The organism is Anaerococcus murdochii (genome assembly GCF_019957155.1).
GTDB lineage: Bacteria > Bacillota > Clostridia > Tissierellales > Peptoniphilaceae > Anaerococcus > Anaerococcus murdochii.
The window spans coordinates 213,831-239,784 of sequence record NZ_JAIPME010000002.1 but is presented as its reverse complement, the minus strand read 5'-3'; the positions used below and the strand labels follow the sequence as shown (position 1 = coordinate 239,784).

Annotated in this window: 23 protein-coding genes; 19 read left to right on the top strand and 4 right to left on the bottom strand. The window is 36.2% G+C overall.

The features are described from left to right. Positions 1–2 precede the first annotated feature (2 nt). The 5 genes from K8P03_RS01560 (at position 3) to K8P03_RS01540 (ending at position 6,673) form a co-directional block, all read left to right on the top strand. The gene (locus K8P03_RS01560; protein ID WP_223417813.1) at positions 3–1,604 is read left to right on the top strand and encodes a helix-turn-helix transcriptional regulator; all 1,602 of its coding nucleotides are present in this window, start codon (positions 3–5) and stop codon (positions 1,602–1,604) included. Positions 1,605–1,837: 233 nt separating this feature from the next. After that, on the top strand, positions 1,838–3,064 hold the full coding sequence (locus K8P03_RS01555; RefSeq protein WP_223417812.1) for an SPFH domain-containing protein: 1,227 nt from the start codon (positions 1,838–1,840) through the stop codon (positions 3,062–3,064). A 10-nt stretch (positions 3,065–3,074) separates the two neighbouring features. Then, a complete protein-coding gene (locus K8P03_RS01550) occupies positions 3,075–4,520 on the top strand; it encodes a TFIIB-type zinc ribbon-containing protein (protein ID WP_223417811.1) in 1,446 nt (481 codons plus the stop codon). Between the two features lie 11 nt (positions 4,521–4,531). Beyond that, positions 4,532–6,079: a hypothetical protein gene (locus K8P03_RS01545; protein ID WP_223417810.1), complete on the top strand. Its 1,548-nt coding sequence runs from the start codon at positions 4,532–4,534 to the stop codon at positions 6,077–6,079. Positions 6,080–6,088: 9 nt separating this feature from the next. Beyond that, positions 6,089–6,673 carry a hypothetical protein gene (locus K8P03_RS01540; protein WP_223417809.1) on the top strand — a complete coding sequence of 195 codons (585 nt, stop codon included), beginning with the start codon at positions 6,089–6,091 and terminating at the stop codon, positions 6,671–6,673. A gap of 123 nt (positions 6,674–6,796) precedes the next feature. Here the strand turns inward: K8P03_RS01540 and K8P03_RS01535 are convergent, their stop codons facing one another. Genes K8P03_RS01535 through K8P03_RS01525 form a run of 3 tightly spaced genes read right to left on the bottom strand, consistent with a single transcriptional unit; the run spans position 6,797 to position 9,580 of the window. Then, on the bottom strand, positions 6,797–8,533 hold the full coding sequence (locus K8P03_RS01535; RefSeq protein WP_223417807.1) for a phosphoenolpyruvate carboxykinase: 1,737 nt from the start codon (positions 8,531–8,533) through the stop codon (positions 6,797–6,799). 50 nt (positions 8,534–8,583) lie between these two features. Beyond that, positions 8,584–8,904 carry a branched-chain amino acid transporter permease gene (locus K8P03_RS01530; RefSeq protein WP_223417806.1) on the bottom strand — a complete coding sequence of 107 codons (321 nt, stop codon included), beginning with the start codon at positions 8,902–8,904 and terminating at the stop codon, positions 8,584–8,586. Continuing rightward, complete coding sequence (locus K8P03_RS01525; protein ID WP_223417805.1) at positions 8,897–9,580, bottom strand: AzlC family ABC transporter permease; 684 nt, start codon at positions 9,578–9,580, stop codon at positions 8,897–8,899. Before K8P03_RS01525 ends, K8P03_RS01530 begins: the two co-directional genes overlap by 8 nt. 215 nt (positions 9,581–9,795) lie before the next feature. Here K8P03_RS01525 and K8P03_RS01520 point away from each other — a divergent pair, with 215 nt between their 5' ends. The 11 genes from K8P03_RS01520 (at position 9,796) to recQ (ending at position 21,197) form a co-directional block, all read left to right on the top strand. Next, the gene (locus K8P03_RS01520; protein WP_223417804.1) at positions 9,796–11,166 is read left to right on the top strand and encodes an NAD(P)/FAD-dependent oxidoreductase; all 1,371 of its coding nucleotides are present in this window, start codon (positions 9,796–9,798) and stop codon (positions 11,164–11,166) included. Beyond that, positions 11,166–11,987 carry an alpha/beta hydrolase family protein gene (locus tag K8P03_RS01515; RefSeq protein WP_223417803.1) on the top strand — a complete coding sequence of 274 codons (822 nt, stop codon included), beginning with the start codon at positions 11,166–11,168 and terminating at the stop codon, positions 11,985–11,987. The genes K8P03_RS01520 and K8P03_RS01515 overlap by 1 nt, the downstream gene beginning before the upstream one ends. A 69-nt stretch (positions 11,988–12,056) precedes the next feature. Further along, on the top strand, positions 12,057–13,178 hold the full coding sequence (locus K8P03_RS01510; RefSeq protein WP_223417801.1) for a THUMP domain-containing class I SAM-dependent RNA methyltransferase: 1,122 nt from the start codon (positions 12,057–12,059) through the stop codon (positions 13,176–13,178). Continuing rightward, on the top strand, positions 13,159–14,604 hold the full coding sequence (locus K8P03_RS01505) for a L,D-transpeptidase family protein (protein ID WP_223417799.1): 1,446 nt from the start codon (positions 13,159–13,161) through the stop codon (positions 14,602–14,604). Before K8P03_RS01510 ends, K8P03_RS01505 begins: the two co-directional genes overlap by 20 nt. Positions 14,605–14,612: 8 nt before the next feature. Continuing rightward, positions 14,613–15,437, top strand: coding sequence for an energy-coupling factor transporter ATPase (locus K8P03_RS01500; RefSeq protein ID WP_223417797.1), 825 nt, complete (start codon positions 14,613–14,615; stop codon positions 15,435–15,437). Further along, a complete protein-coding gene (locus tag K8P03_RS01495) occupies positions 15,434–16,291 on the top strand; it encodes an energy-coupling factor transporter ATPase (RefSeq protein ID WP_223417795.1) in 858 nt (285 codons plus the stop codon). Before K8P03_RS01500 ends, K8P03_RS01495 begins: the two co-directional genes overlap by 4 nt. Next, the gene (locus K8P03_RS01490) at positions 16,284–17,078 is read left to right on the top strand and encodes an energy-coupling factor transporter transmembrane component T family protein (RefSeq protein WP_223417793.1); all 795 of its coding nucleotides are present in this window, start codon (positions 16,284–16,286) and stop codon (positions 17,076–17,078) included. Before K8P03_RS01495 ends, K8P03_RS01490 begins: the two co-directional genes overlap by 8 nt. Further along, positions 17,075–17,815 (top strand): tRNA pseudouridine(38-40) synthase TruA, encoded by a 741-nt coding sequence (truA, locus tag K8P03_RS01485; protein ID WP_223417792.1) that lies wholly within the window; start codon positions 17,075–17,077, stop codon positions 17,813–17,815. The genes K8P03_RS01490 and truA overlap by 4 nt, the downstream gene beginning before the upstream one ends. Continuing rightward, on the top strand, positions 17,812–18,204 hold the full coding sequence (locus tag K8P03_RS01480; RefSeq protein ID WP_223417791.1) for a hypothetical protein: 393 nt from the start codon (positions 17,812–17,814) through the stop codon (positions 18,202–18,204). Before truA ends, K8P03_RS01480 begins: the two co-directional genes overlap by 4 nt. Then, positions 18,194–19,366, top strand: a complete 1,173-nt coding sequence (locus K8P03_RS01475; RefSeq protein ID WP_223417790.1) for a DUF4097 family beta strand repeat-containing protein — start codon at positions 18,194–18,196, stop codon at positions 19,364–19,366. The genes K8P03_RS01480 and K8P03_RS01475 overlap by 11 nt, the downstream gene beginning before the upstream one ends. A gap of 34 nt (positions 19,367–19,400) precedes the next feature. Then, positions 19,401–21,197, top strand: coding sequence for a DNA helicase RecQ (gene recQ, locus K8P03_RS01470; RefSeq protein WP_223417789.1), 1,797 nt, complete (start codon positions 19,401–19,403; stop codon positions 21,195–21,197). A gap of 113 nt (positions 21,198–21,310) precedes the next feature. On the opposite strand, the gene asnA is transcribed toward recQ, so the two are convergent. Beyond that, entirely contained in the window at positions 21,311–22,318 is a 1,008-nt protein-coding gene (asnA, locus tag K8P03_RS01465) for an aspartate--ammonia ligase (protein ID WP_223417787.1), read from the bottom strand. A gap of 294 nt (positions 22,319–22,612) precedes the next feature. Here asnA and K8P03_RS01460 point away from each other — a divergent pair, with 294 nt between their 5' ends. The 3 genes from K8P03_RS01460 (at position 22,613) to pstC (ending at position 25,952) form a co-directional block, all read left to right on the top strand. Continuing rightward, a complete protein-coding gene (locus K8P03_RS01460) occupies positions 22,613–23,998 on the top strand; it encodes a uracil-xanthine permease family protein (protein WP_223417785.1) in 1,386 nt (461 codons plus the stop codon). A gap of 138 nt (positions 23,999–24,136) precedes the next feature. After that, the gene (locus tag K8P03_RS01455; RefSeq protein WP_223417783.1) at positions 24,137–25,087 is read left to right on the top strand and encodes a substrate-binding domain-containing protein; all 951 of its coding nucleotides are present in this window, start codon (positions 24,137–24,139) and stop codon (positions 25,085–25,087) included. A 1-nt stretch (position 25,088) separates the two neighbouring features. Further along, positions 25,089–25,952, top strand: a complete 864-nt coding sequence (pstC, locus tag K8P03_RS01450; protein ID WP_223417782.1) for a phosphate ABC transporter permease subunit PstC — start codon at positions 25,089–25,091, stop codon at positions 25,950–25,952. Positions 25,953–25,954: the final 2 nt, after the last annotated feature.

Here is a 25,954-nt window from a genome sequence, read left to right as displayed (position 1 = left end):
TCTTGTTTGGTATATTTAATAAATATCAAAAAAATTCCATGTATAGGAAATTATTTGCCTACATGATAATACTTGCAGGTCTTTTATTGTTTTTTATCGTCATAGCCATGGTCTTATTCGACCAGTATAAAAATGTCAGAAAAACTTATATAAAAAGTCTTGATATACAAATGTCTATGCTAGATAAAGAAATCAATAGTTATTTTGATAAATCAGCCATATCTGCCATGCATTTATCTCAAGAATCAAGGGATTATCTAGAAAATCTATTAGAAGAAGAAGGAGTAAGTTTTGAGGATTTAAGGGATAATCAAAAACTTTTAACCAAGCTTCAAGACAGGATTTTTGAAAATTTAAAAAGCTCTATGCTTTATGCGGATGTTTCAGGTGCCTTCGTCTTGTGGAATACAACTGTAAATTCCCATAATGATGGAGCCCAAAATTCTAGGTCTGGCCTGTATTTGAAACTAGATTCTAGGAGTTTGAATGAGTCTTCTGTTACAGTTTATAGGGGAGACGCTGATGTAGGCAGGATTCATAAGGCCATGCCTCATAGAAAATGGAAATTAGAATATGATATATCTAGGATTCCTAGCTATGCTAAGCTTGCTGAAAATGTAAATAATTCCTTGTATGAGTCATATATGATTAGCAAGGTCTTTGAGCTTGCAGGAACCAATCAAAAAGTAATGCTGATAAGTTTGCCTATAATAGGTGAGGATGGGACAATTTATGGAACATGCGGTTTTGAAGTAGAAGAGATGTTTTTTAAAGAAAAAATAGCCCAGCCAAGTAATTTAAAAAAATTAACTTCAATTTTTTTGCCGGTCGTTGATAAAAATATAGATACTAAAAAGGCTTTAAGTAGCGGTACTGAAGATGGGTATTATTATCTGCCAGAAGATATTCTAGAAATTAAAGATTATTCGAGAGGTTTAAAGGAATTTGCTGGCAAGAAGTCTACCTATATTGGTCTTGAAAGGGAAATATCCTTGATAGAAAATGGCGAAAAATCTATGATTGTTTGTATGATTCCCATGGAAGATTATCGTAAGGATGTCATTAGAAATATTACAAACCTCACTATATCAGTAGTTTTATTTTTATTCTTTGCAATAGTTATAAGTTGGACTTTTACTCGTAGATACATAAGTCCTATTACTGATGGCCTTGCCCTTATTGAAAACCAGGGAAAAATCCTAGATGAGAAATATATGCGTGAAATATCTGAGTCTGGTTTTTATGAAATAAATCAATTTATTAAAACCATCAGGGAAAAAATGCAGGGTAAGCCTATCAAAGGCCTACCAAATTACTTGGAATATAAGTTTAAAAAATTCATTGAAGCAACATCAAGTCTCACTCCTGCAGAGCTAAATGTCTTAGTTCTTTTGATAAAGGGTTATGACGTAGACCAGCTACCTGAAATACTCTACATTAGCAAGAGTACTGCCAAACACCATATTTTAAAAATTTATAAAAAACTAAATGTATCATCCAGGGGAGAATTGCTCCTCTACCTTGACCTAATCAAGGGCTGCGGCATGGTTGATCAGATAATAGGCAATACCAATGAAGAAAAGAACGGGCCAATGAAAAAATAGAATAAAAAAATTAATTAACCAGGTCTTATTTTTACTAGAATGGTAAAGATAGGGGCTGGTTTTTTGCCTTTATTAGGTTTTTTTCATATAGACCAAAGGTCTATCTTTGTAAAATTCAACAAAGATTGCCTTTTGGTCTATTTATTTTACTAATTTAATGTGATTTAATAAAACTAAGAGCAAGGTAAATTAATAAAATTTACTTAAAATAAGAAAAAAATTAGGAGGTAAAAATGGGATTTATAAAGGCATTTACAGGAGCGCTCGGAGGGACTTTTGCAGACCAATGGCTAGATTTTTATAAACCTATGCCAGGGATTTCTGCCACAGCAGGAATATTTCCAGCCCAAGGTCAAGCAACAAACCAAGGTAGAGGTTCAAACACAAGTACAAGTGAAAATATTATTTCTAATGGATCTAAAATAATTGTTCCAGAAGGCACAGCCCTAATCACTATCGAAGATGGTAAGATAACAGGCATAGTTGCTGAGCCAGGGGGCTTTATTTATTCAAGTGATGAGGCAAATTCTAAATCGATTTTTGCCGGTGATGGGATCATGGGATCTCTTATCCAGTCTACTTGGGAGAAAATTAAATTTGGTGGTCAGCCAGGAGCTGAACAACTTGCATTTTATGTTAACTTAAAGGAAATACCAAACAACCGCTTCGGCACCCAAAGTGAAATCTATTGGGATGATGCCTACTTTGGCACCCAAGTAGGGGCAGTAACCAGGGGAACTTACACAATAAAGATTGTTGATCCTCTATTATTTGTCAAAAACTTCGTCCCACAAAAATACCTAATCAGTGATAAAGAAGTTTTCGATTTTAACGATATGGATAATGGAGCTGTCGAACAGCTATTTAATGAAGTTGTAGGAAGTCTTTCTGCTGCATTTTCTAATTATACAAATGACCCATCCAGAGGAAATAGGATGAGCAAAATCCAAGGCGATCAGATTGGTTTTGCCAAATCCTTAACCCAGGCAGTAGAAGATGCCTACCAATGGAAGACCGATAGGGGCCTTGAAATAATAAAAACTGCTATCCTTGCTATCGAATATGACGAGGATACCAAGAAACTCCTATCCGATGTGAAAAAAGCGGATGCCCTTTCAGGAAGTCGTGGAAATTCTTTCTTCCAACAATCTGTTGCCAGGGGCATGCAAGGGGCAGGAGAAAATGGCGGTGGTGCAGGAATGGCCTTTATGGGCATGGGAATGAATGCTGCAGGATCTATGGCAGTTGGACTTAACCAGCCTGAGGGAGCAAATTCTTACCAACCTAATTTTGGAGTAGGACAAAATATTCCAAACCAAAATCAACAAAACCAACAAACGTTAAATAACGCACAAGTCGATCCAACAGAAAAATTAATTCAAATGAAAAAACTTTTAGATGCAGGAGTTATTAGCCAGGAAGAATTTGATAAGGTTAAATCTGATCTTTTAGGATTCTAAGGAGGAGGCTATGGTAGGCGAAAGAGATAATAATGAAAACATAAACATTATTAAAGATACAGACCAAGCAAAAGATGGCCAGGTTAAGTGTCCAAAGTGTGGGTCAACTGATATTTCTACAAATACCAAAACTGGCAAGCTTAGGTGCAATTTTTGTAGGCATGAATTTGACCTAGATATGGCAGAGGCAGATGATGAAATATCTAGCCTTGAAGGAAGCAAGTCCCGTAGTGGTGCAGTAGATATAGACCTAGAAGCTAGTGATATCATTACCCTAAAATGCGAAAGTTGTGGGGCTGAGGTAGTTATCGATACAGCAACTTCTACCCAAGCCAGGTGTCATTGGTGCAGAAATACACTTTCAATAAATTCTAAAATTGCTAACGGAGCTGTACCTGACGTAATTTTGCCATTTTCTGTGACTAAGAATGAAGCAAAAGAAGAGATTGAAAATTTTGTTGGTCAAAGAAAGACCTTTGCTCACCCACAATTTATTAAGGAATTTAATGCCGAAAATATATGTGGGGTATATTTTCCATATATGCTTGTTGATATAAACGGCCATATGAAACTTAGCGGCAAGGGAGAAATTTTAACCAATACTAGGACAGTAAAAGATGGTGATGATGAAAAAACCATTTATGATGCTGATCTTTACAGGGTAGGCAGGGACTTTGACATAAGCATTGATGATTTATCAATAGAATCAAGTTTGGATAAACTTGACTATTCTTCAAAGGAAAAGACAACAAATATCATAAATTCAATCATGCCTTTTGATACAGAAAATTGTGTCAAATACAATGCCAACTACCTTAAGGGCTATACATCCGAAAAGAGAGATACCAATGTATATGACCTTAAAAAAATTACAGACGTGTGGGGCTCAGATGTGGCTAGATTTGCCATCAAAGATACCATCGAAGAATATGACAGAGGAGTTAACTGGGAAGAAGAAGAATTTATTGTAAAAGGAGATTCTTGGAAGGCTTCCTATTTGCCGGTTTGGCTTTACTCCTATATGGAAAATAAGGGCGATAAACACGTTTTACACTATGTTGCAGTAAATGCAAGGACTAAGGAAACCATGGGATCAGTGCCTATAAATTTCAAAAAACTTTTTATGGCATCAGTCCTTGTGGAAGTTATAAGCTTCTTAATAGCCATTGTCCTATGGTTCGTTGCAGCTTTTGATATATTTGATGATACAAAGTTTCAAGATTCCAGAAACTTCTTCTGGTTACTCTTAGTTGCTGGCTTCATATATTATTTTAATGTCTACAGTAAATATAGGAACCAGGATGCAAGGCACTCCTATGAGGTTGAAAACAAACACGAAGTGACTAATCTTATAAGCCATGATGAATTTATAAGGCATGAATACGGCCTTAAAAACTCTTGTATTGATGGAGAAAATAGCTGTGAAATCAAGGGAGATAAGATCAAATTTAAGTAAGGAGGGGGTTTATGATAGGCAAAAGGCAAAAAGTTCTTCTTATTTTTCTAGCCTTGGCTTTAGTAGGCTGTGGTAAAGAAAAGCTTGACGAAGAACCTACAAAGATAAGCGAAGAAGAAGGGGAAGAAAAAGCAAAGGATTTGGCAGAAAAATCTGAAGATGAAAATGAAAATCCTAAAGAAAAAACCCTAGCCAAGGAAGAAAGCAATGAAGATTTAAAATTAGTAAAAGAAATAAATTTTAAAAGAAAACCAATAAAGGCTCAGGCCCTAGAAGGAGCAAAGGCAGGTAGTAAGTCAACCCTAGTAGAAGATAGGCAAGTCTTTAAGGATTTTGTAGATGAAAAACAAATGGAAAAGGCCAAGGGTCTCCGCTTTGGTATCCACCTACCAAAAATTTTGCTGGATTCAAAGGATGCGGACCAAGCCAATGAGGAAATAGAAAAGGACCTTGAAGAGTTAAAAACCATGTACAAGGATGCGGACGATTATTCTAAAGATAGCGATGAACCCTTTGTTCATGCAGAGTTTTCAACCTACCAAGACGAAGAAATCCTAAGTGTTTTCATCCATCTCTACAATAATATTGATTCAGGTTTTCAAGTATATAGGGCCTATAATTTTTCAATTAAAGATGGCAAGCGTCTTACAGATGATGAGCTCTTATCCTATTTTGCTATTAGTCCTGACCAGAAATTAGACTTAATGGAAAAAAGCCTAGCGGACTACTATAGGCACATAATTGACCATTATGACAGTTATTTATCAAATCCTTCCTACCAGTATGACATGGGAAATAAAGAAGGTTTTGCCATCAAAGACTTGTGGCAAGATAATTCTAATATATTTTATGTAAATGAAGTAGGTAGACTAATGTTTTTTAGCAAAATCTATTCAGATGCAGGCATAGGGGAAGCAATAGAAATCCAAACCCTAGCTGGACCTGATTATAAAACTAACCGATACTCAGATGACTTTGTAAGGATGGCTACAAAGCTTGGTATAGATCCAGATGATAAAAATGTAAGTGCCTTTATAATCTATATGGGCAGGGCCAATGCAGAAGATACTCTACCTAATGTAATGAGCAAACTATTTGCCTGGCAAGCTTGCTTTGCAGACTATAAAGACCCAAGACTAATCTTAGAAGGCCAGAGAGATCCTTATGATGATAATAGTGCATTTTTAACTGGTAATGACTTTTACCTAGTTGTACCAAAATGGGAGAATGCAGTAGTAAGTCTAAGGTCTGTTGATAAGGGTAATGATGGCAAGGTCACCGAAAAAGATAATGACTTTCTTGATGGGATTTGCCAAAGGTCAACCGTCCTCATTTGCCAGAGCCAAGAAAAAGATATGCCAAGTGTGAAAATCAAAATCGCCTACAGGGATAAGGAAATAGAAAGCCTTGTAAGTTTAGATAAAAATGGCCAAATAACTGGTCTTAACCCAGAGATAATAGATGCAAATAAGATTTTAGATTGGGATAAAACAGTCGTAGAATATTCATTCTCAGGACCACTCTACGCAAAGATCCTATCAATAATGGGAAGAGGATAAGGAGATATTATGAAAATTAAAAAAGTATTCGTAACAAGCCTAGCTATGGCGTGTTTGGTTGCCTGTGGCGATAAAAAAGTTGATGAGAAAGCCAAAGAAGAAACAAAGTTAGAAGAAAAAGAAAGCTCAAATGAAGGAGAAAATACATCTGAGGAAGAAAGCTCAGATGGTGAGATAGCCAAGCTTAAAGAAGGCGAGGAATGGGTCGTGGATGGCCAGTGGAAGCTTGTGGTTAATTCTGTAAAAGTCCTTGAAGGAAGAAATGAATTTGTAGACAAGGACCCAGCAGAAGTTATTTGTATCGATTACTCCTATGAAAATTTGGGATTTGACAATAAAATTCAAGATTTATATCTCTTCCCATCTTCTGTAATTGATGAAAAGGGAGAGATGGCTGAAACATATTCGGCAGTTGAAGATTTAAAATACGCACAAGAAACACCAATAGGAGCAAAAACCGTGGGGGCCCAAGAAGCCTACGCCCTAAACAATGTGAGCGATGCTGTAAAAATCAACTTTGAACAATATGTAGAAACAGAAACAGGCGAGCTAATAAATTACAAGGCCACTATAGAAGCTAAGGTTCAAAAATAAAGGCAAGGCAAAGAAGGGGGAAAGTAGAATACTCTTTAAAACCTTGATATAAAATTGACTAGGTTTTAACCTTAAATAAAAAAATCATCGCCTTATTCAAGTAAGGTGATGATTTTTTCCTATTTATAGGGCCTTGATTATTTCAAAAAGTTCCTTGGCTGATTTTAGTGGACCGTCTGTTTCCATGCCCTCTACTCCAAGTTGGGTTTTGATTTGGCCGACTTTTTTATTGTTTTCATAAAGTTTGTTAAAGTAGGTTTCGATTAGCTTATCGCAAGTATCTTGCTTTTGATAAGGGCCAAATGGGTTGGCAAAGTAGGATTCTACTAGGCCTGTTTCTGTAGTTGTACCCTTGGCAAATCTAGCTCCTCTTTTAAAGATCTTTATTGCTTCTTTTTCGTCATCTAGGATTGAAATTGAGTCTTCACCCTTCTTTAGCTTATCGTAGTTATTTGCATAGAGGAAGAAGTCAACTTCGTAGCCTGCCATAATTTGGCTGTAGTCCGCAACTGGCATGATTAGCCTTGCATTTATCTTATCAGGGTTCATGAAGATGGACCTGTCTATTTGCTTAAAGGCATAGCCTGCATCTAGGTCGTCAAGCCTTACAAAGGCACCAATTTCAGTACCATAGGCCATTACCTTGTCGTCTTTGAGTCTAAATGTTCCCATATCGTCAAAGATTACTGTCATGTCTTTGATGTAGTCTTTGGCGAGTGTTCTGAAAGCTTCGATAGATTCACTCTTTCCAGCTCCAGAGTCACCTAGGATTACAACGTTAGCTGATTTTCCATTTTGTAAAACTACATTTACACCAGCTCCGTGGATTGGTAGGTAGGATTTTTTCATTGATATGATATTTGAAAGAGTTAGGCACATCTTTTTTAGATAACCAAAGTAGTCTTTCTTGTCTGTATAGTTTACATAGCCAATTAATAGGCCGTTTTTATTTTCATAGAAAACATTTTGGTCCTTAGAATTTTCTCCACCAAATAAGTAAATTGCATCCGGTCTCTTGGATTGGATTTCCTCCTCATCTGCTAGGTCAAATAAGTTTGAAGCAGAGATGCCGTGGGTGATTAGGTCGTGGTGGAAGTAGATATATACTAGGTTGTCACCTACTTTTGCAGGATAACACAAAAATTCATCTGTATCTATATCTAGACCCTTTATTGGATTTTCGTAAACTTCCTCAAAGAAACCATCCCTTTTGTTGGACTTGGTGTAGGTTATATAAGGAGTTTCAATCATTACCTTGGTTATAAATGGAATTTCATTTAAAAACTGTAGGTCTTCTGGATAATCAATTTCAAAATTTTTGACAATTATTGAAGCGTTGGCTCCTGCTGGTACTTGCCTAAAGACCTTTGGAGTCTTGCCTGTGACAGAAAATTCTGCCTTTCTATATATATCAAGGATAAGGTCCTTGAAGTTGATGTTTGAAGAAAGGAAGTTTTCTACTTCTATACCCCTGTCGTAATCAGATTGCTCGATAACGGAATATCTTTCAAGTTTTCTCCAATAATCGTAGATGTCTTCAACAATTCTTATTAGGGCATCTCTTTCCTTGTCTAGGTCGTGGTATTTGTTGATTTTTTCGGAAATTTCATCAAGGCTCATTACAGTTAAGATTTTGGTAATATCCCTAATCTCACCTGCAAGGATTTCTATATCACTTGCCCTAAAAAATTTTTCTAGGTAGGTATAGATTCTTGTTTGGTTTTCCTTGTGGTAGGCTACAAAGGAGCAGATTACATCAAAGAATCCTTGGCTCCTTAATAAGTCATCTGTGTCATTAAAAAAGGCCTTTGAAAAGTTAATCACGGCCTTATTGTTTGATATACTTATATCTTTTTTCATATTAACCTCATTTTATTAATTCTTTTCTATAATAATACTTTACTACAATTTTAGACAAAAACTAATTGAATGAGGACCATATATATAAAAGTTCCAAAAGAAATTGAAAGAAATAGCTTTTTAAATTTTGCATGAAGGATAATAACCGTTGCGCTGGCTATTATTTCAGGAAGCCCATAGGGATAGACCATTAGGTTTATATTTCTGAGGGCAAAGACCACCAAGAGTGGCATGAGGGCAAAAGGAAGGTATTTTCCAAAGTATTTAACTAGGTCAGGAAGTTCTTTTCTAGAGAAAAAGAAAAATGGGGTGGACCTTATTAAAAAAGTTGTAAGTGATGATGCAAGCACGCATAGTAAAATCTTAGTCATTTTTTTCCTCGATTCTATTTCTTAGGCCATAGAGGCTAAGGGCGATTAATAGTAGGGCTGGGATCATAAAATTATTTGGCTTAAAGATTAATAGGGCAATGATTGATAGGGCAAGTCCTAATTTGAGCGGTTTGTGGTTTGGAGTTGAGAAATATTGCTCAACCAAAAGCACAAGGAAAAGTGCTGTAAGGACAAAATCCATTCCCATTGTATTAAAGCTAATTAGGCCTCCAAGAAGGGCGCCAATATAAGAAGCTAGGGCCCAAACCAGGTAATTAATAATTCCAATTGCAAGGAAAAAATCCGCCTTATTCACATCTGATGGTGGTTTTATAGATGTGTCAAGAGCAAAGGTTTCATCAGAAAGGGTTAGGATAAAAAGAAATTTTGATCTGGAATTTTTGTACTCTTTTAATAAACTTACCCCATAAAACATCATTCTGATATTAACCGATAAGGTTAAGATAATAATTGCAATAATAGATACATCAGATTTAAGCAGGGGGAGGATTACAAATTGCATGCTGCCGGCGTACATGATAAGTGACATTATTGGTGCGAAAAGTGGATTAAAACCAGCTTGGCTAACCATAATGCCATAGGTGATTCCCAAAAACATATAACCGATTATAACGGGTATAGTATAGGGGAAGGCTTTTTTAAATGCTTTTTTCATTGGCTATCCTTTCTAACTGAATTTTTTTTGATTTGTATGTAGTATTTACATATACTTTACTTAGCACTTACAAGTGATTCAATAAATTACATATATTTTAACATATATTTTCAAAATGTAAAGGATAGTTTGAAATTAGGCATTTAACTTGTATAATATAGCAGGTTAAATTAGAAAAATGTCACGAATTTTTATTAAATTGGATAGGAGAAATCATGAAAAACTATGACATTATTGTAGTAGGAGCAGGGGCCTCTGGAGCTTTTCTTGCTTATGAGCTTACAAAATTAGAAACTAAGAAAAAGGTCCTTGTAATTGATGGAGGCCGTAAGGTTCAAAACAGGACTTGCCCTATCACAGAAGGCAAGGTTGACCATTGTATAGGATGTAAACCATGTAATATAATGTACGGATTTGGTGGTGCAGGTACCCTATCTGATGGTAAATACAATATCACAACTAATTTTGGTGGCGATCTTCACCGCTATGTTGGCGAGAAAAAAGCCATGGAACTTATGGAATATGTTGACAGCGTCCTAATGAGTTTTGATGGTGGGGACGATTTGGAATTATATAGCACAGATAAAAATGACCTTAAGACAAAATGTCTTCGTCACGACCTTCATTTATTAGATGCAAAAGTCCGTCATTTTGGTACAGACAGAAACAAGATAATCTTACAAAAAATCTATGATTATGTGAAAGATACAGTAGATTTTGAATTTTCTACTATGGTGGAAGACGTTGATTATGAAAATGGAAAGTACATAGTTAAAACCAATAAGGGCGAGGAATTTTCTGCTGATGATTTAGTTCTTGCGGCAGGAAGGTCTGGATCTAAGTGGATAGGTGATGTTTGCGATAAGTTTGGCATCGAATCTAAGAGAAATAGGGTTGATATTGGGCTTAGGATAGAAGTGCCAGCTGAAGTCTTTAAACACATAACAGATGATGTTTATGAAGCTAAAATAATGTATCAAACCAAGCAATACAACGATATTGTAAGAACATTTTGCATGAATCCTTATGGCCACGTTGTAACAGAAAATACCAATGGAATTTTGACAGTAAATGGCCATTCCTTTACAGATCCAAAACTCCAATCACAAAATACCAACTTTGCTCTTTTGGTTACAAATAGGTTTACAGAGCCATTTAAAGATTCAAATGAATATGGTGAATCAATTGCAAAACTATCTAATATGCTGGGCGGAGGAGTCTTGATGCAAAGATTTGGTGACCTTGTAAAAGGCCGTCGTTCATCAGAAAGAAGGATGGAAAAATCTTTCACCAAGCCAACTATGAATGCAACTCCTGGTGACCTTTCTCTTGTTATGCCAAAAAGGCAGCTTGACGATATAATCGAGATGATCTACCAACTAGACAAGATTGCTCCAGGTATGGCAAATGACGATACACTTTTATACGGAATTGAAGTTAAGTTCTACAATTCAGAAATAGAAGTAGATGAAAAATTCGAATCAAAACAAAAGGGACTTTACTGCGTAGGCGACGGTTCAGGTGCGACTCACTCCTTATCCCAAGCCTCTGCGTGCGGTATTGAAGTTGCGAGGGTACTTGCTTAATGAAATACTTTTATGAACAGATAAAAAAAGAAGATGACATAGTTATGAGGGGTGTGATAAACACCCCAGATGACTTTGACGAAAATAAAAAATATCCAAGTGTAATAATTTTTCACGGTTTTGGTGGAGATAGGAATGGTAGTGTAAATTTCAGGATAAACCACGCCAAATACCTCACAGAAAGGGGCTATGTGGTCTTTAGGTTTGATTTTTCAGGTTCTGGTGAATCAGACGGGTCTTTTTATGACATGACTGTAAGTCGTGAAGAAAAAGAACTTGAAATGATCCATGACTTTGCTAAGATGAAATATTATGTAGATAAGGATAGGCTTTATTGGATTGGTCACTCTTTAGGCGGAGTTCTAGCAAGCCTTATGGCATACAAATTAAAACCAAGAGCCATGGCACTTTTAGCCCCTGCTAGCGATATGAATAACAAAGATTATTTGAAGGTCATGGCTAAAACTGTTTTTGAAGGAGAAGTTTCAGGCAAAACCAAGATAGAAAGCAACATGCCCTATGAAAGCTTAATTTCAAAAGTTAAAGAAGCGGATATAGGGGGAGTTAAAATTCATATAAATTTCCTAATAGATTTTATTGTAAAAGATATATATGGGTCAGCAAGCAAATATGAAGGAAATGTTTTAATCATAAGGGGTACAGATGATACTTTAGTATTTAGGGACTCTAATGAAAAACTAAGAGATTCCTATAAAAATGCCAGATATTTTGAAATTGAAGGGGCTGATCACTCCTTTACTAACGAAGATCAGAGGAAAATTCTTTACGAAATGTCCTATAAATTTTTTGAAGAAAATTAATTGCCACGAAAGTGGCTTTTCCTTTGCAAAAAAAGATGAAAAGAGTCAAAAATCAGTTATAATATCAGTATGGAAAAAATACTAATTACCACAAGCTTTGGTCTAGAAAGCCTGGTCAAGTTCCAACTAAGGGATATGGGATATAAAGACTATGAAGTAAGTGATGGATTGATTAGCCTAAAAGGCGATTTATCCGACTTAGCAAAATTAAATATAAACCTAAAACACGCTGATAGGGTCTATTTGGAAGTCGCAAGTTTTAAGGCCATGGAATTTGAAGAGCTTTTTGAAAATGTAAATAAAATTCCTTGGCAGGATATTTTAAATGAAGATAGCAACTTTACTGTAAATGCCAGATCTTATAAGTCAAAATTATTTTCACTAAGGTCGATTCAGTCCATAAGCGAAAAGGCTCTTATAGATAAGTTGAAAAATTACTATAAAAAAACTTTTTTTGAAAAATCAGCTGAGAGAGTTAATATCGAAATAATGATAGAGAAAAATATTGTCAAGGTCTGTTTAGACACATCTGGGGATGGCCTTCACAAAAGAGGCTACAGGGAAGGAACTGTCAAAGCTCCTCTTAGAGAAAACTTGGCAGCAGCTCTTGTTGACCTTTCTTTTTATAATCCAGACAGGTTTTTATTTGACGGATTTTGCGGGTCTGGGACAATTCTCATAGAAGCTGCAAGAATCGCTCGTAATATTGCACCTGGCATCGATAGGGACTTTGATTTTACAAGCTTTAAATTTATGGATCCCAAATATTTTAAGGATGCCAAAAAAGAAGCAATGGAGAGAATCGACTATTCCAAAAAGTTAAATATCCTAGGTTCAGATATATCAGGCAGGGCCATTTCGCTAGCCAAGCAAAACGCTATAAATGCGGGAGTTGGGGAAGATATTTCTTTCATAACCAGAGATTTTGGCTCAGTTGCCCTTGCTGATGACTATGGGGTTTTTATTTCAAACCCACCCTATGGAATGAGGCTATCAGACAATGATCTAGTTGATATTTATAAAAAAATCAACAATAAATTGGCAGGCCTTGATACCTGGTCACTTTATTTTATAACAGCTGACGAGAAATTTGATAGGACCTTTAAGAGAAAAATATCTAAGAAAAGAAAATTATACAATGGTGGCCAAAAGGTAGATTTTTACCAATATTTTGGCAAGAGACCAGATTGAGGAGGACGTCATAACAGAAGCAAACAACAAAAAGAAATCTAGGGCCCTAACCCTATTTATTCTTGTAATAATAGCACTTTATTTAATAGTTACAGTAATATTTACTTTTATAGCCCTACCAAATACCAAGGTAAACGGCAGGGATATTTCCTATGCCTCAAAAGATGAGGCTCTTAGAAAACCTGCTGAACCTTTTACAATCACTGTAGTAGGCAGGGATGAAAGAAAGGCAACAATTGACCTAAGGGAAATTGACTATAGTGCGAGTATTCCAAAATCTGCATCTATAGACCAAAATCCATTTAAATGGCCGCTTGCCTTTGCAAAAATAGCAAACGACGATTTTACATTTGATTATAATGTTAAATACGATGAAGCAAAGCTTGATAAAAACCTAAAAGGGCAGGCCTTATTGACCAATGTGAAAGAACCAGAAAATGCTAGGCTTAAGTACGAAAATGGAGCCTTTAAAATTTTTCCAGAAGTGATGGGAAATAAGGTTGACTTTGGAAAACTCTCAGCAAAAATTAAGGATGCAATCTATAACCACAAAGATGAAATTGTCCTTGATGACAATGATTATATAAATCCAACAGTTAAGAACAATTCCAAGGAACTTGCAGCCCTTCTTGAGGATGGCAAAACCATAGAAGGGATGAAAATAGGTTTTAACTTCAATGGTTTTGACTTTAAACTTGAAGGCGAAAAGCTAATTGATATGTTTGATACAGATAAGGGAAGTTTTGAGCTTAATTACGACAAGTTAACTTCCTATGTCAAAGAAATTGCAGATCAAACTGATACCTACGGAACAAATAGGACTTTTAATGCCACAGGCATTGGCAAAATCACTGTAAACCCAGGAGTTTACGGCTTTATACTTGATGTGCCAGGAACAGTTGATGCTGTATATGAATTAGTTAATGAAAGAAAATCTGGAAATATAGAGCCAGTTTACGAGAGAACTGGATTTAGGAGAGAAGCTGACGGATCTGATATAGGAAACACCTATGTAGAAGTGGACCTTTCCCGTCAATATATGTGGTTTTATTTGGATGGAGAAGTTGTTCTTGAAACTAATATTGTATCAGGTATGCCAAATACTACCAAGTGGGCAACCAATGTTGGAGTTGGTTCAATCCTTTCTAAAGCAGCTAACCAAACCCTAAGGGGAGATGGTTTTGATGGGTCAAGATATGAAACCCCTGTAAAATACTGGATGCCAATAGGTTGGGACGGAGAAGGCTTCCACGATGCACCTTGGAGAGGGGCTTTTGGTGGAGGAATTTATTTCTCAAACGGTAGCCACGGATGTTTAAATATGCCACCAGCTATGGCAGGAAGATTATTTGAACTTGCTCCTCACGGAACTCCAGTAGTAGTTTATGAATCAAGCACAAATTACAGCCCAGCAATGAGCTATTAGGATAAAAAATGATAAAAATAAAAAATGTAACTTATACCTATCCTGGTATAGACGAGGGTAGCCAGGGCAAGACTGCCCTTGATAATCTATCAATAGATATAAATAAGGGGGACTTTGTGGCAGTTTTAGGCCACAATGGTTCCGGAAAATCGACTTTGGGTAAGCTTTTAAATGCCCAAATCAAACCTACAAGTGGGGAAATTCTTGTAGATGATATTTCTTCTTCTACTGAAGGAAGTGAATGGGATATTAGGAAGAAATGTTCCATGGTTTTCCAAAACCCTGACAACCAGATGGTTGCAACTACAGTTGAAGAAGAAGTAGCCTTTGGTCCTGAAAACCTAAGGGTAGAACACCCTGAGTTAAGACAAAGAGTTGATAGGGCAATCGAACAGGTAGGCATGTCTAACTTTAAGCACAGAAACCCATCAAACCTATCAGGTGGACAAAAACAAAGAGTGTCAATAGCAGGTGTAATTGCCATGCTATCAGACTATATAATTTTTGACGAGCCGACAGCCATGCTAGATCCACAAGGTAGGAAGGATGTTATTGAGCTAATTAAAAGCTTAAACAAGGACTATGGCAAAACCATAATCTACATCACCCACTACATGGAAGAGGCTGTTCTTGCTGATAAAATTGTAGTTTTAGACAGAGGCAAGAAGGCTCTCGAAGGTAATAGTAGGGAAGTTTTTTCCCAAGTTAAGAAAATGAAAGAACTAGGCCTTACAGTTCCTCAAGTTACAGAAGTAGCCTACGGCCTAAGCCAAAAGGGAATAAAATTTGACAGGCTTCCTTTGACTGTCGAGGAGTTTTTAGAAAGCTTATGAAAATAGAGATAAAAAACGTTGACTATATCTACAACCAGGGCCTACCCAACGAGGTTTATGCCCTAAAAGATATAAATTTAGAAATAAATAGCAGGGAGATAATTGGTCTTATAGGTCAAACGGGATCTGGTAAATCAACACTAGTTCAGCTTTTAAATGGTCTTTTGATTCCAACAAATGGTGATGTTATAATTGACGGTATAAATTCTAAGGAAAAATCTAAGAGAAAGGCAGCCAGATTTAAGGTTGGTCTTGTTTTCCAATATCCAGAAAACCAATTATTTGAAGAAACCATTGCCAAGGACATTGCCTTTGGTCCAAAAAATATGGGCTTAAAGGAAGATGAAATTCACGCAAGAGTAAAGTCGGCCATGGAAAAAGTTGGCCTTGATTATGAAACCTATAAGGATGTTTCACCATTTGAAATTTCTGGTGGCCAGCAAAGAAGGGTGGCTGTAGCGGGGATTTTATCTATGAATCCAAAAGTTTTAGTCCTTGATGAACTAACAGCAGGCCTTGACCCAATAGGGCGCCAGGAAATTTTTAAGGAACTTATGAAAATCTACGAAGCTGATGATGAGCTAAGTATTGTCCTTGTTAGCCACTCTATGGAAGACGTGGCAGAATATGTGGACAGGGTCATAGTTATGAATGGCGGCAAGGTTTATTCAGATAAGTCTACCTTTGATACTTTCACATCAGTAGACCTTGATACTATTGGCCTTGATGTGCCACAGATAACTAAATTTATGAGAGCCTACAAAAAGAAAAATCCAGATGTGGATGAAAAAATCTACACAGTGGACGTTGCTATTAATGAATTATACAAACATTTAGGAGGCAAAAATGACTAATATATCCATAGGTCAATACCTTCCTTTTGATAGTTTTGTCCATAGGCTAGACCCAAGAGTTAAAATCATAGGGGTATTTTTATATATAATTACAATATTTTTTGTAAAAGATTTTATCACTTATATACCTTTTATAGTCCTCTTGATTGCCCTATTGGCCATAGCCAAGATTCCTTTTAAGGCTATTGTAAAGTCTTTAAAACCCTTGATATTTATTATTGTCTTGACAGGTGTAATTAACTTAGTCACAACACCAGGTAAGGAAATTTTCACAATTTGGAAATTTTCCATAACTGAAGAAGGTGTATTTAGGACTGCTTTCACAATCCTAAGGCTGGTTTTAATTATCCTTTCAACATCAGTTCTAACCTACACCACAAGCCCAATGGAATTAACATATGGTCTTGAAAAACTTTTCTCACCAATGAAAAGATTTGGTTTTCCAGCAGGGGAACTTGCAATGATGATTTCAATTTCCCTAAGATTTATACCAACCCTTTTTGATGAGGCAAACAAGATTAAGATGGCCCAAATGGCAAGGGGAGCGGACTTTGAATCTGGAAATATCTTTGATAGGGCAATGTCTATGATCCCACTTTTGGTACCACTTTTTATAAATGCCTTAAAAAGGTCTGGAGATCTTGCAACTGCTATGGAAGCGAGACTTTACAGGATTGGTGAAGAAAGAACAAAACTCAACGAGATTTACATGCACAGGACTGATTGGATTTCTATTATTGGTTTTACAATCTTTTGTGCCATTATAATTGTTTTATACTTCCTATGATTAAAAATGTATTGGTAAATTTGTGTTTTGACGGTAGGGACTTTAAGGGTTACCAATACCAGATAGACCAAAGAACAGTAGAAGAAGAGCTAAAGAAAGCTATCCAAGAGGTGACAGGCGAAGATAATAGGATTATAGCTTGCGGAAGGACAGATGCGGGAGTCCATGCGAGAAGTTTTTATGTAAATTTTCTCACAGCTTCTCATGTAAATCCAAAAGGTTTTGCCTACCATATCCAGCCATATCTTCCAGATGATATTTTGGCCTTATCTTCAGAAGAAGTAGGCCTTGGTTTTCATGCCAGGTTTTCTTGTAAGTCAAAAACTTATAAGTATGTAATCAACCAGGAAAAAAATCCACATCCTATTTATAGGACCTATATGGAAAATATAACCTACAAGCTTGATTATGATAAGCTAAACCAGGGGCTTCAGGTCCTTAAGGGTGACCATGATTTTAGGCTTTTTATGAAGGAAGATAAGGAACTTGAGATAAACACAAATAGAAGGATAGACGATTGTTATTTCAAAAGAGAAGAGAATACGCTAGAGATTTTCTTTAAGGCAGAATCCTTTCTCCATAATCAGGTGAGGATTATGACGGGAAGCTTGATTGAACTTGCCAGAGGGAAAATTTCTCTAGAAGATTTCAAGGCTTATTTTGACCCAGAGTCAAATGTGAGGGCAAATCCAGCCTTAAGTCCAGTTGGGCTTTACCTATGGGAGGTTGAATATTGATTGTAATAGATATTTTTAAGGAGCTAAAGGCTCTTATAATCTTAATATTTTGTGTTTTGTCAGTATTTCTTGTAAAAGAATCCTACATGACAATCCTCTTTGGGGTAATTTCTGTATTTCTTTTTGGACTTAGTTTTTACATCAGGGCCAATGATCTTTTAATAAGTAGAAATATTTTTTACCTAATAATTGCAAGTCTTAATGTATTTACTTTGCTTTTTGTGATACAATATTTAATACAAGGAGATGTATCTTCTAAACTTTTAGAAAAAGTTTTTAGTGTTTTCATAAAGAAAGACCAAACTATTTTATATATAGGATGGCTATTTGCCTTGACATCAGGACTTATAATTTTAGAGAAACTAGGCGGTGGTAAGAGTGGACGATAAAAAAATAAAAATAGATGAAGAATTAATCGAAGACAAGATAGAAAATATGGAAAAGTCTAATAAGGAAAGCGAAAAGCCAAATCCTTTTAAGTGGCTTGATGGAGTAAATAAGAGGAATTTGATTTTTGGCTTAGTAGGACTCGTCTTAATTATCCTTGTGATTTTTATGATTTCTTCAAAGAAAAATGCTTCAATCCAAAATGCAGCTACAACTAGTCAAATTGATGAAAACTCTTACAACCAGTCCCGTATTATGAGGGTTGACTTAAATAAGATAAAGTCAATTGACTTTGACCTTGGTTCATCAGATGTTAGAATTCAAAGGTCTAATACCAACCCATATATAGAATACACCGAGCTTTTTAGGGGCGAAGATAATGCCTACAGGCTTGATGTGAGCTTTGAGGAAGGAGTCCTTAAGCTTAAAAACAAGGTTGAGGGCAAGGAACTTTACATGAAGGATAAAATTCCGATAGTTAGGATTTTCCTTCCATCTGAGGGAGGTATAGAAGAAATCAAGGGCACCATAGGTGCTGGCGATGTCAAAATTGATGACCTTGAGGTGAAAAACTTTGACCTAAGGATTAAAAGCGGCAATATCAGTCTTAATAATGGATTTTTCCAAGGTTCTATCAGAAATGAATCAGGATCTATAAATCTAAACAAAAGCGAATTGTCAAATACTAAGCTATCAACAGTCGCAGGTGATATTATTATCAAGGAATCAAAGCTAGGCAATAGACTTGATTTTACCACATCTACAGGTGATATTTTGATTGATGCCAAGGATACTATTGATAATTACAATATAAACGCCTATCTTGAAGTTGGTAATTTTGTCCTAGGAAATATTTCTTACAGGAATATCACAGATGGTTACCTTTCAGACAATAAGGCCAAAAATAACATTGATCTTAGGACAAAAATTGGTGACATTGTCTTTAATAAGGGTGAGGGAGCCAAGGTTGAAAATCAGGAATACCTCACAAATGATTCTAAAGTCAAGGATGATGAAGAAAACGCCCTAGAGAGAAATGTAAAAAAGACCGAAAAAGAAAATAAAAAGCGCAAAGAAAAAGAAAAAGCAAAAGATGAAGAGGATTCAGAAAATATAGATGAAGAATCAGACGAATCTTCAGAAGAGGAAGAAGAAAATAATTAGGTCCTAGGGCTTAATTATTTTTTTTAGGAAAAATATGACAGAAAAAATCACGAGTAATTTAAAAAAATATTTCGGTTTTGACTCTTTTAGGAAGGGGCAAAGGGAAATTATAGAAAAAATCCTAGAGGGAAGAGATGTATTGGGAGTTTTGCCAACAGGAGGGGGCAAGTCGATTTGTTATCAGCTTCCAGCCCTTATGAAAGATGGGCTTACCCTTGTAATCTCGCCCTTAATCAGCCTCATGAAAGACCAGGTTGATGCCCTAAGGGAAGATGGAATTGAGGCAAGTTTTATTAATTCAAGCCTTGATTTTGAAACTTATATCGATACTCTAAATGATGTTAGAATGGGAAAAATCAAACTCCTTTATATTTCTCCAGAAAGGCTAGATAATGAGTTTTTTAGGGACTTTTTGAGGGATATTAACCTATCTTTTGTGGCAGTTGATGAGGCCCATTGTATTTCCCAATGGGGCCACGATTTTAGGCCTTCTTATAAATTAATTGCTGACCTTTATAATATTATTGGACCTCATGTTCAAATAGCAGCCTTTACAGCCACAGCCACCAAAGAAGTTAGGGAAGATATCATAAATAATCTGGCCCTTAAAGATCCTTTTGTGAAAGTGACTGGTTTTGACAGGCCAAACTTAAAATTTATAGTAAGAAAACCAAAGGATAAGCTTAGATTTCTAAAAGCCTATCTGGAAGACCGCCAGGGAAAATCTGGAATTATTTATGCATCAACTAGAAACAGGGTTGACAAACTCCAAAGATATTTGGCAGCCGCAGGCCTAAGTGTGACCAAATACCACGCAGGCCTTAGTGAGGCTGAGAGGAAAAAGGCCCAGGAAGATTTTATTTTTGATAAAAAAGACCTAGTTGTAGCTACAAATGCCTTTGGCATGGGGATTGATAAGTCAAATGTGGGTTTTGTTATCCATTACAATATGCCAAAGGATATGGAATCCTACTACCAAGAGGCAGGCCGTGCTGGTAGGGACGGAGAAGATGCCGATTGTATCCTTCTTTATTCTGCCCAGGATATTATTATAAATAAGCACCTGATAAACCAAAGCAGTAACCTTGCCTACAGGAAAATCCAACTTGAAAAGCTTCAGACAATTATAAATTACGTCAATACAAATAAGTGCCTTAGGGCCTTTATCCTTGAATATTTTGGCCAAGACTACGAGGGCGATTGCGATTTTTGTTCCAATTGTTTGGATGATATAAAAAAAGAAGATAAGACTATCGATGCTCAAAAAATCCTATCATGTATCTTTAGGCTCGACCAAAAGTACGGGATAAGTACAGTTGTTGATTGCCTAAAGGGGTCAAAAAATAAAAATGCCAGAGAAAAGGATCTTGAAAATATATCTACCTATGGCATCATGAAAGATAAATCCGCCGAAGAGATAAAAGATTTGATTGGGGTTTTGATTGCAGATGGCTATATTAAGGTCGTTGGTCTTGATTATCCAGTCCTTGCCCTTACTGAAAAATCCAAGGATATTTTATTTTCCAAGGTAAGGTTTTATGCAAGAAAGACCGAAGTTAAAAAATCCGTCAAACATAAAGAGCAAGATTTAGCCAGCCAAGCCGACCAAGCTCTGTTTGATAGGCTTAAGAAAGTTAGGCTTGATCTTTCAAAACTAAGAAAAATCCCACCTTTTATAATTTTTTCTGATCAATCCCTAAAGGACATGGCTATAAATAAGCCAAAAAACGAGGAAGAATTCCTGAGAATCAAGGGAGTCGGAGAGAAAAAACTCATCCAATATGGGGATATTTTCATAGCAGAAATCAAGGAATACCTCAGAGATAATTAAAAAAATTAAACTTATAAAAATTTTCAAAGAAAAAGCGAGAAAAATTTTTAACTGCCAATAAGTTATTTTTATTTAACTATTGGAGCTGGTAATTTTCTCACTTTTTTTTTATTTTATAAGAGTTGGATTCCCTTGTTTGCAAGGGTTCTTCTTTGGTCGTCTGGCCAGTAGGATACTTGGACTTCACCGATGTGGGCTTTTTGTAAAAAGAACATACAAAGTCTTGATTGGCCTATACCACCACCTATGGTTTGTGGGAGCTTATCGTCAAGGAGCATCCTGTGGTAGTCGTATTTTAGTCTATCAAGGTTGCCAGATTGCTTTAATTGCTCATTTAACCTAAAGCTATCGACTCTGATACCCATTGAGGAAAGCTCTAGGGCATCATCAAGGACTGGATTGTAGACGATTATATCACCATTTAAAAGCCAGTCATCATAGTCTGGAGCTCTGCCATCGTGTTTTTCACCATTTGATAAGAGGTCGCCAATTTGTAATAAGAATATTGAACCAAATTCTTTTACTGCAAGTCTTTCTCTTTCCTTGGCATCCTTATCTGGATACATATCAAGGAGTTCTTGACTGGTAATAAACCTAATTTGATCTTTTAAGAGTTTACTCCTTGTAGGTATAAGTCCGCAAAGATATTCATCAAGACTTTTCATTGTTCTGTAGATTGTTTCTACAGTTTGTTTAAGGTAGGTTTCGTTTCTATCGTCCTTATCGATTATTTTTTCCCAATCCCATTGGTCTACATAAAATGAATGAGTATTGTCAGGCTCTTCGCAAGCTCTGATGGCATTCATATCTGTATATAAACCTTCATGGACTTTGAATTTATATTCCATAAGGGCATATCTCTTCCACTTGGCTAAGGAATGGACAATCTCCATTTCTTCATTATCAGCCTCTGGGAGATTGAAGGAAACAGGTTTCTCCACGCCATTTAGGTTGTCGTTAAGACCTGATTTTTTTGATACAAAAAGAGGTGCAGATACCCTTTTTAAATTTAAATTGTTGGCAAGGTTGATTTGAAAATAATCTTTTATTTCCTTTATTAAAACCTGAGTCCTGTAAAGGTCCTCATTTGACTTGTAAGCTTCTGGTATTACTAATTTCATTATTAATTCTCCATCTTCTATTTTTCGCTATTATTCTTCTATTTTACTTCTTTTATAGAAAAATAAAAATTGTATAAAACTAAAATTTTCTTTTGAAATTACCATAAAAAATAAGGCTTAGAAATAACTTGACTTAAGGGATTTTAACTGTATAACTTATCTAGAAATGGTAGAAATAAATTTTGGATTTATACATACTTATACTAGCCATTTCAAAAAGAACTAGGATAAATGAATAAGCTTGTCACCTATTGGTGGCTTTTTCTTTGTCCAAAATAAAAAATAGGAGAGATAATGGAAAGTAAATTTAAAGAATTGTTTCAATTTGAAGGCAAAGTTTCTTTCAAAGAAGCCTTCCCACTTGCACTTCAACACGTAATCGCTATGATTGCCGGTTGTGTAGCTCCAGCTTTGATCTTTGCTGATGCAGCAGGCCTTAGCCACGCTGATAGCATTATCCTTGTCCAGATGGCCCTTATAGGCTCAGCCCTTACTTCATTTTTGATGCTTTACCCAATTGGAATTTTGGGTAGTAAATTACCTATGATTTATGGTGTAGCCTTCCCATATGTGCCAACCATGATTGCCCTTTGTGGTCAATTTGAATCAGCAGGTCCTGCTGGAATTGTGGCCGTAGTTTTAGGAAGTCAATTAATAGGAGCTATTGTTTCTATAGTATTTGGCCTTGCCCTTAAATACATAACACCATTTTTCCCACCACTTGTATCAGGAACTGTAGTTTTGGCTATAGGCCTTACCCTATATCCAGTTGCTATTACAAATATGGGTGGAGCAGGATCAGTTATGGCCCCAGGTTGGGGAGCATGGCAATATTGGCTTGTAGGTATAATCACCCTTCTTGTAAATGTTGGTCTTAACCATTTTGGCAAGGGCATTACCAAACTTGCTTCAGTATTATTTGCCATGGTTGTTGGCTATATCATAGCATTTTTCTTTGATATGGTAGACCTATCACCAGTTAGGGAAGCAGGTTGGTTATCAGTAGCAGCTCCACTTCACTTTGGCATAAAATTTGAACCATCAGCCATAATTTCCTTTGTAATCATCTTTATGGTTACATGTATAGAAGGAATTGGCGATATGTCATCAACCACCATCGGTGGTATGGATAGAAACCCTACAGACGATGAGCTCAGGGGAGGAATTGTAGGTTTTGGTGTGGCAAATGTTATAGGTGCCTTTATAGGATGTCTTCCAACAGCTACATTCTCACAAAACGTTGGCATCGTATCAGTAAATAAGGTTATTAATAGGAGAGTGTTTTTCCAAGCAGGTTTGATTATTCTAGTGGCAGGCTTTATGCCAAAAATATCTTCATTACTAACAACCATCCCAGCACCTGTAGTAGGTGGTGCAACCCTTTCAGTATTTGCAGCGATCACTATGAACGGAATTAGGATGATAACTGAACAGCCACTCACAGTGAGAAATACTTCTATAGTAGGAATCGCCATTGCTATTGGTTTTGGTTTTACAACTATAGTTACAACTGCTGAATCTGCAGGCATAACTTTTATGCCAGAAGCTCTTAAAAACGCAATCGGTGTATCGCCAGTAGTCCTTGCTGCCCTCACATCAATTTTGATGAATGTAATGATTCCAGAAACAGATGCCGATAAGAGACAAGAAACAGTCCTTGATGAAGTAATAGCTGATTAAGAAAAATAATAATTTTTAGGCGAGGAAATCCTCGTCTTTTTTTATGCTTTATTTTACATAAGTTTTACAAAGATTTAAAAACTCTCGAATAATGACATAGTATTATAGACTTAAGTTAAAAAACTTAAGGAGATTAAAATGAAAATTACAAATAAGAAGATACTAGCAGCAACACTTTCACTTGGACTTATCCTTTCTGGATGTGGCAAAGATCAAAAGGCTGAAGAAAAACCAGCTGAAACAGAAACAACTGAAACAGCAGAAGCACCAGCAGAAAAAGAGGCATCAACTGAAACAGCAAATCAAGAAGATTATGATTTCACAGTTGTATCTAGAGAAGAAGGTTCAGGTACAAGAGGTGCTTTTATAGAACTTGTTGGACTTGAAGAAGAAGTTGATGGCTCTAAGGAAGATATGACAACCCAAGAAGCCATCGTACAAAACTCAACCAACGCTGTTATGCAAACAGTAAGCCAAGATGCTGAAGCTATAGGCTATATTTCCCTAGGATCCCTAAATGATACTGTAAAAGCAGTAAAAATCGAAGGCGTGGAAGCCACCGAAGAAAATATAGTAAATGGCGCTTACAAAATTTCTCGCCCATTTAACCTAGCTTTCAAAGAAGCTGAAATAAATGACCTAGCCAAAGACTTTTTAAAATTCTGCTTATCAGAAGAAGCCCAAGTCCTCACCTTAGAAGAAGGCTATGTTCCACTAAAGGATACAGAGAAATATGAACCAGCTAAACTTTCTGGTACCCTCACAGTAGCTGGTTCTACATCTGTAACCCCACTTATGCAAAAAATGGCAGAAAAATACCAGGAACTTAACCCAGATGCCAAGATTGAAATCCAATCAACAGGTTCTTCTGCTGGTATAGAAGCAGTAATCGACGGAGCAGCAGATATAGCTATGGCCTCAAGAGAATTAAAAGATGAAGAAAAAGACAAACTTGCTGTAGAAGTAATAGCAACTGACGGTATCGCAGTAGTTGTAAATCCAGCAAGCAAGGTAGAAGACCTAACAATGGACCAACTTAAACAAATCTTTAAGGGCGAGCTAAAAAGTACAAGCGAACTAGGAAAGTAAAATGGGAAAGATAAGAGAAAAAGTTGGCGAAATAATTTTTCTCTTGTCTGCAGTAATGTCCGTATTTCTGATACTACTTATAATCTTCTTCATATTTTCTGAAGGTGTAAAGTTTGTAAATGAATACGGACTTTTAAAATTCGTAACCGGCAAGGTTTGGAAACCAACTGCAGGCAATCCGAGATTTGGAATATATCCAATGATCATAGGATCTTTAATAGTAACCAGCTTATCAACATTAATAGCACTTCCATTTGGCCTTGCAATTTCAATATTTATGGCCTACTATGCAAAAAAATCCTACAAAGGCCTTAAAGCTCTGATGAACCTTATGGCAGCAATTCCATCAGTTGTATATGGCTTTTTTGCAATGATGGTCCTTGTGCCCCTAGTAAAAGATATTTTTCATGTAAAATCAGGTATGAATATGCTAACAGCTTCAATCCTCCTAGCCTTTATGATTTTGCCAACCATGGTAAATATTTCTGAAAACTCCTTAAGGCAAGTCCCTAAGACCTTCATGACAGGGTCTCTCGCCCTTGGGGCAACAAAGGAAGAAACTATCAGGAAAATCCTAGTGCCTTATGCCAGATCTGGTATATTTTCATCAATAATCCTTGCCATAGGTAGGGCCATAGGCGAGACCATGGCAGTTTATCTTGTAATAGGTAACCAACCAGTCATGCCATCTTCAATTTTAAAAGGTGCAAGGACCCTAACTACTAATATCGTCCTAGAAATGGGATATGCATCAGGTACCCATAGACAAGCCCTAATTGCTACAGGCATGGTTTTATTTGTCTTTATCCTAATAATAAATATTGGATTTAATATTATAAGATCTAAAACCGAAGAAAGATTATAGGA

Bases quoted from the DNA above. Each gene is read 5' to 3' on its own strand.
- K8P03_RS01555 (WP_223417812.1), top strand. From the start codon at position 1,838: ATGGGATTTATAAAGGCATTTACAGGAGCGCTCGGAGGGACTTTTGCA.
- K8P03_RS01550 (WP_223417811.1), top strand. From the start codon at position 3,075: ATGGTAGGCGAAAGAGATAATAATGAAAACATAAACATTATTAAAGAT.
- K8P03_RS01545 (WP_223417810.1), top strand. From the start codon at position 4,532: ATGATAGGCAAAAGGCAAAAAGTTCTTCTTATTTTTCTAGCCTTGGCT.
- K8P03_RS01540 (WP_223417809.1), top strand. From the start codon at position 6,089: ATGAAAATTAAAAAAGTATTCGTAACAAGCCTAGCTATGGCGTGTTTG.
- K8P03_RS01535 (WP_223417807.1), bottom strand. From the start codon at position 8,533: ATGAAAAAAGATATAAGTATATCAAACAATAAGGCCGTGATTAACTTT.
- K8P03_RS01530 (WP_223417806.1), bottom strand. From the start codon at position 8,904: ATGACTAAGATTTTACTATGCGTGCTTGCATCATCACTTACAACTTTT.
- K8P03_RS01525 (WP_223417805.1), bottom strand. From the start codon at position 9,580: ATGAAAAAAGCATTTAAAAAAGCCTTCCCCTATACTATACCCGTTATA.
- K8P03_RS01520 (WP_223417804.1), top strand. From the start codon at position 9,796: ATGAAAAACTATGACATTATTGTAGTAGGAGCAGGGGCCTCTGGAGCT.
- K8P03_RS01515 (WP_223417803.1), top strand. From the start codon at position 11,166: ATGAAATACTTTTATGAACAGATAAAAAAAGAAGATGACATAGTTATG.
- K8P03_RS01510 (WP_223417801.1), top strand. From the start codon at position 12,057: ATGGAAAAAATACTAATTACCACAAGCTTTGGTCTAGAAAGCCTGGTC.
- K8P03_RS01500 (WP_223417797.1), top strand. From the start codon at position 14,613: ATGATAAAAATAAAAAATGTAACTTATACCTATCCTGGTATAGACGAG.
- K8P03_RS01495 (WP_223417795.1), top strand. From the start codon at position 15,434: ATGAAAATAGAGATAAAAAACGTTGACTATATCTACAACCAGGGCCTA.
- K8P03_RS01490 (WP_223417793.1), top strand. From the start codon at position 16,284: ATGACTAATATATCCATAGGTCAATACCTTCCTTTTGATAGTTTTGTC.
- truA (WP_223417792.1), top strand. From the start codon at position 17,075: ATGATTAAAAATGTATTGGTAAATTTGTGTTTTGACGGTAGGGACTTT.
- recQ (WP_223417789.1), top strand. From the start codon at position 19,401: ATGACAGAAAAAATCACGAGTAATTTAAAAAAATATTTCGGTTTTGAC.
- asnA (WP_223417787.1), bottom strand. From the start codon at position 22,318: ATGAAATTAGTAATACCAGAAGCTTACAAGTCAAATGAGGACCTTTAC.
- K8P03_RS01460 (WP_223417785.1), top strand. From the start codon at position 22,613: ATGGAAAGTAAATTTAAAGAATTGTTTCAATTTGAAGGCAAAGTTTCT.
- K8P03_RS01455 (WP_223417783.1), top strand. From the start codon at position 24,137: ATGAAAATTACAAATAAGAAGATACTAGCAGCAACACTTTCACTTGGA.
- pstC (WP_223417782.1), top strand. From the start codon at position 25,089: ATGGGAAAGATAAGAGAAAAAGTTGGCGAAATAATTTTTCTCTTGTCT.